The organism is Candidatus Hydrogenedentota bacterium (assembly GCA_012523015.1).
Taxonomy (GTDB): domain Bacteria; phylum Hydrogenedentota; class Hydrogenedentia; order Hydrogenedentales; family CAITNO01; genus JAAYBJ01.
In genome coordinates, this window is sequence record JAAYJI010000272.1 from 1 (window position 1) to 4,730 (window position 4,730).

6 protein-coding genes are annotated in these 4,730 nt (G+C 46.4%); all 6 read left to right on the forward strand.

Annotated features, from left to right (window positions below; translation table 11 throughout):
• A partial coding sequence (locus GX117_12025) for a glycosyltransferase family 4 protein (protein NLO34056.1) occupies positions 1 to 601 on the forward strand: 601 nt, incomplete at its 5' end.
• Between the two features lie 2 nt (positions 602 to 603).
• Positions 604 to 1,746: an N-acetyl sugar amidotransferase gene (locus tag GX117_12030; GenBank protein ID NLO34057.1), complete on the forward strand. Its 1,143-nt coding sequence runs from the start codon at positions 604 to 606 to the stop codon at positions 1,744 to 1,746.
• Complete coding sequence (locus GX117_12035) at positions 1,733 to 2,848, forward strand: glycosyltransferase family 4 protein (protein NLO34058.1); 1,116 nt, start codon at positions 1,733 to 1,735, stop codon at positions 2,846 to 2,848. The genes GX117_12030 and GX117_12035 overlap by 14 nt, the downstream gene beginning before the upstream one ends.
• A gap of 27 nt (positions 2,849 to 2,875) precedes the next feature.
• Positions 2,876 to 3,022 carry a hypothetical protein gene (locus tag GX117_12040; protein NLO34059.1) on the forward strand — a complete coding sequence of 49 codons (147 nt, stop codon included), beginning with the start codon at positions 2,876 to 2,878 and terminating at the stop codon, positions 3,020 to 3,022.
• A gap of 82 nt (positions 3,023 to 3,104) precedes the next feature.
• Positions 3,105 to 4,193: a UDP-N-acetylglucosamine 2-epimerase (non-hydrolyzing) gene (gene wecB, locus GX117_12045; GenBank protein ID NLO34060.1), complete on the forward strand. Its 1,089-nt coding sequence runs from the start codon at positions 3,105 to 3,107 to the stop codon at positions 4,191 to 4,193.
• A gap of 254 nt (positions 4,194 to 4,447) precedes the next feature.
• Positions 4,448 to 4,730 (forward strand): winged helix-turn-helix transcriptional regulator (locus GX117_12050; GenBank protein NLO34061.1); only part of this gene is annotated, 283 nt, incomplete at its 3' end.

Here is a 4,730-nt window from a genome sequence, read left to right on the forward strand (position 1 = left end):
GTTTCATAACATAGTGGATGGCATATTCTTTGAAAAACAGCGTAATGAAAAAAAAGACGATTACTTTCGTTTTCTCAATGTTGCATCTTTGGACGATAATAAAAACCAGGCTCTGGCTTTAAGGGCTTTTTCCAAAAAATTCAAAAATCAAAAATATCGCCTCACTTTCATAGGCGATGGTCCACTGGAATCAAAGTTGAAAAATCTTGCAAAACAATTGGGTATAGCCGGGCAGGTGGAATTTCTGGGGCGATTACCAAGAGAGTCTGTTCGGGACGAGATGATGAAATCACATTGTTTTGTGCTTCCAAGTTCTTTTGAGACTTTCGGCGTAGTCTTGATTGAGGCGCTGGCCTGCGGCATCCCGCTGGTTGCCACAAAATGCGGCGGCCCCGAGGATATTGTAAATCCGGGTAATGGTATCCTGGTCGATGTCGGGTCCGAAGACCAACTCGCGGCGGCTATGGAAAAAATTGTAAAAACGCATGCCAACTACAGGCCGGAGCAACTGCGGGCGGAAGCTCAATCTAAATATGGGGAAAGGGTTTTTACGGATAGAGCCATTGCCATTTATCAAAAAGCTATTCAAGGAAGAGCATAAGTATGAATGAATCTATTTTGCAAACCTGCACCCGCTGCGTGATGGACACCACCGACCCTGACATCACTTTTGATAGTGCCGGTGTCTGCAATCATTGTCGAAATTTTGATGAAGTGACGTCCAGGCGGTGGTTTCCCAATGAAGAAGGGCAGCGCAAGCTGGAGGCTTTGGTAGACAAGATTAAACAAGAAAATAGGAGCAAATCTTACGACTGTATTTTAGGCTTAAGCGGCGGGCTGGACAGCTCTTATTTGGCTCTGGTGATGAAGGACTATGGGCTGCGATCGCTCGTTGTTCACGTAGATGCAGGTTGGAACAGTGAGTTTGCGGTTAAAAATATTGAAGCTGTATTGAATCATTGCGGTTTTCAACTCCATAAAATTGTAATAGATTGGGAAGAGGTAAAAGACCTTCAATTGGCCTATCTGAAAGCCGGTGTGGCGAATCAGGATGTAGTGCAGGATCATGCATTCTTTGCGGCTCTTTATCATTTTGCGGTAAAAAACCATATTCGCTATGTGATTGGCGGGGGCAATATTCCAACCGAATGCATCTTTCCTGCGGCATGGCACCATGCGGCTATGGACGCCATCAATATCAAAGCGATTCATCAAAAATACGGGACAAGGCCACTACGGGATTTTCCTCTGATTAGTTTTTTTGAATACTACGTCTATTATCCCTTCATCAAAAAAATGACAACGGTGAGGCCTTTAAATTTGATGCCCTATAGCAAGGAAATTGCCCTCAAACGTTTGACGGCCATCGGCTATGTGCCCTATGAGCGCAAGCATGGGGAGTCGCGGTTCACCAAGTTTTTTCAGAATTATTACCTGCCCAAAAAATTCAACATGGATAAACGAAAGCCCCATTTATCCAGCATGATTGTGACCGGGATAATCAGTCGCGAGCAGACCCTTAAGGCTTTGCAGGCGTCCCTTTATGAAGAGGCTGAACTTCAGGAAGACAAGGCGTATATTGCCGGGAAGCTGGGTATTACCGTGCCTGAATTGAACGCATATATAGAAGCTCCGCCCAGGCACTATTCGAAATTTGCAAACTGGGATGGTCGATACAAACTCTTGAAAGCCACACAGAATATTCTAACTAAGTTGACCGGGAAAGCCATAAATGCCTATTCGTAAAATCGCTCACCTCACCTCTGTTCACCCCCGTTACGATACACGGATTTTTCTTAAAATGTGCACTTCGCTCGCAAAGGATCCGAAGTATAAAGTGTATTTGCTTGTAGCGGATGATTTACCTTATGAAGAAAAGAACGGCGTCACAATCGTAAGCGTCGGCAAAACCACCGGCGGGCGACTTTCCAGAATGACCAGGACGGTCAGTAGGGTCTACCAAAAGGCAATGGAACTGGATTGCGACGTGTATCATTTGCACGACCCGGAGCTAATACCCATCGGCTTACGACTGAAAAAATACGGCAAGAAGGTGATTTTTGATTCGCATGAAGACGTCCCCAAGCAATTATTGGGCAAGCATTATTTGAACAAGTTTTCCAGATATGTTTTGTCTCAGGCTCTTCGCGTGTACGAGCAATGGGCCTGCCGTAAGCTGGATACGGTAATTACCGCCACACCCTTTATACGCGACAAATTTAACAGCATGGGTATTCGTTCTGTGGATATCAACAACTTTCCCTTGCTTGGCGAGCTGTCCACTGGAATGATAAACTGGAAGGCCAAACAAAACCAGGTGTGTTATGTGGGGGGCATATCTCGTAGTCGTGGTGTTTTAGAAATTGTGCGCGCTATGGAACGCGTGCAAAGTGGTACGAGATTGCAGTTGGCGGGCCGCTTTGTGGAAGCTGACTTTAAAGCGTTGTGTCAAGCTGAGGCTGGTTGGCAGCAAGTGGATGCGCTAGGATGGCAGAACCGTGAAGGAGTTCGTTCAGTTCTCGCACATTCAGTGGCCGGCTTGGTGACTTTGCATCCCATTATAAACTATATTGATGCCTTGCCAGTAAAGATGTTTGAATATATGTATGCTGGATTGCCTGTCATTGCTTCCAACTTTCCGCTGTGGCGTGAGATTATTGATGGTAATTCGTGTGGAATGTGTGTAAACCCACTTGACCTAAAAGACATAGCGCGTGCAATTGATTACTTGGTTCAAAACCCACACGAAGCCGAACGTATGGGCCAAAACGGCCAGCGGGCGGTACAAGAAAAATACAACTGGTCAACCGAAGTGAGAAAACTGCTGCAACTATACATGACGTTATGAATCACATGAAGCAGCTTTTTTATCAAAATGCAAAAAATTAGTATTGGTGCGGATTGCGTTTTCGGACTTGGGGCAGTGGTCTTAAAAGATGTGCCGTCCGGCGCGGTCATGGTCGGGAATCCGGCCAAGCTGCCGCGTTTATTAAAGCAGTGGGCGAAAATGCCCCGTCCCTGATCCCCTTTGATGAAATTGTTAATGCCACAAGAGTAAGTTTCGCGGCAGTGGAATCGGCTAAATCAGGAAAGATTATCACCATATGAAGATATTGCATGTCGTCGGCGCCAGGCCGAATTTTATGAAGGTAGCCCCAGTCCATCAGGCGCTTGCTGCTTATTCACAGGTACAACAGGTTTTGGTTCACACCGGCCAGCACTATGATGTGAATATGTCTGATATTTTCTTTCAGCAGTTGGGTTTACCTGCCCCGGATGTAAATCTGGAAGTCGGTTCCGGTTCACATGCCGTGCAGACGGCGCAGATTATGATGCGGTTTGAAGAGACGGTTTTAAGAGAAAAGCCTGATTTGGTTTTGGTTTACGGAGATGTGAATTCAACGGTGGCTGCCGCCCTTGTTTGCGCAAAGCTGCGTGTCCGTGTGGGTCATGTAGAGGCCGGGTTGCGCTCGTTTGACCGCACTATGCCCGAGGAAATTAATCGTCTGATGACGGATCAGATTGCGAATTATCTATTCACTCCTTCACAGGACGGCGATGCAAACCTTCTTCGGGAAGGTGTGGCTATAGAAAAGATCCATTTTGTCGGCAATGTGATGATTGACACGCTAGCGCGGCTTTTACCGAAGGCGGGAGGCTTGTGGCCCCAGCTTTCTGCTGATTTAAAAATTGAGGAAAAGAAATATTGTCTGGTCACACTGCACCGGCCATCAAACGTGGATGAGCCGGCTATGCTCAAACAGATTATAGAAACCCTCGGTGAAATCAGCAAAGATTTGCCCATCGTCTTTCCTATTCATCCCCGCACTCGTGAGCGCATCGCCGCCAATAAAATCAAAATCAGGGAAAACTGTAACCTGCAATTGACCGATCCTGTCGGCTATTTGGATTTTTTGTGCATGCAGCAGAAAGCAAAACTGGTCATCACCGATTCCGGCGGGATTCAGGAAGAAACTACTTATCTGGGTGTTCCTTGCCTTACGGTGCGTGAGAATACAGAGCGTCCGGTAACGGTGGATGTAGGCACCAATACCTTGGTGGGGCAAGATATGGCACTGCTACGAGAAGAAACGCGCCGATTACTTGATGGCAAGGAGCGTAAGGGTGTGATACCGCCTCTTTGGGAAGGTAAAGCAGGGGCAAGGATTGCTGAAATCGTTTCCCGCATTTAGACGCTGTGCCAATATTTAATTCGGGGAATTTTGACGAATGCCATTTCTAAGGCGGATTCTGCTTTATTTAGACGTGATCCGTCGTCTCGGTTTCAGAAATGTCGCTTATGTTGTTCCCGGTCGTGATAAATTGAGCCAAAAATGGTCGTTGAAAAGTGAGCCACATAGAGGTGGAGTTACTGAGAGAAAAGAGTAATGTATGTATTTTATCTCAGTAGGATCGAGGAGGAGCCATTGAAAAAAAGGAGACCGTTTTGGACATACATGTAATGAAGAGGCAGGGTCTGAGCCAGCGTCAGATTGCTAGGAAGCTGGGTATCAGCCGGAACACGGTGAAGAAATACCTTGATGAACCGACACTGGCCATGAAAAAGCAAAGTGTATCCAGTCGTAAAAGCCATTTGGATGCCTATCGCGGCAATATTGAAGCATGGCTTATGGAAGACATGGATTATAAGGCCACGTGGATATACGATCGTTTACGGCCGATGGGATTTGCCGGGAGTTATGAGATTGTAAAGAGAGCAGTCCATGGCA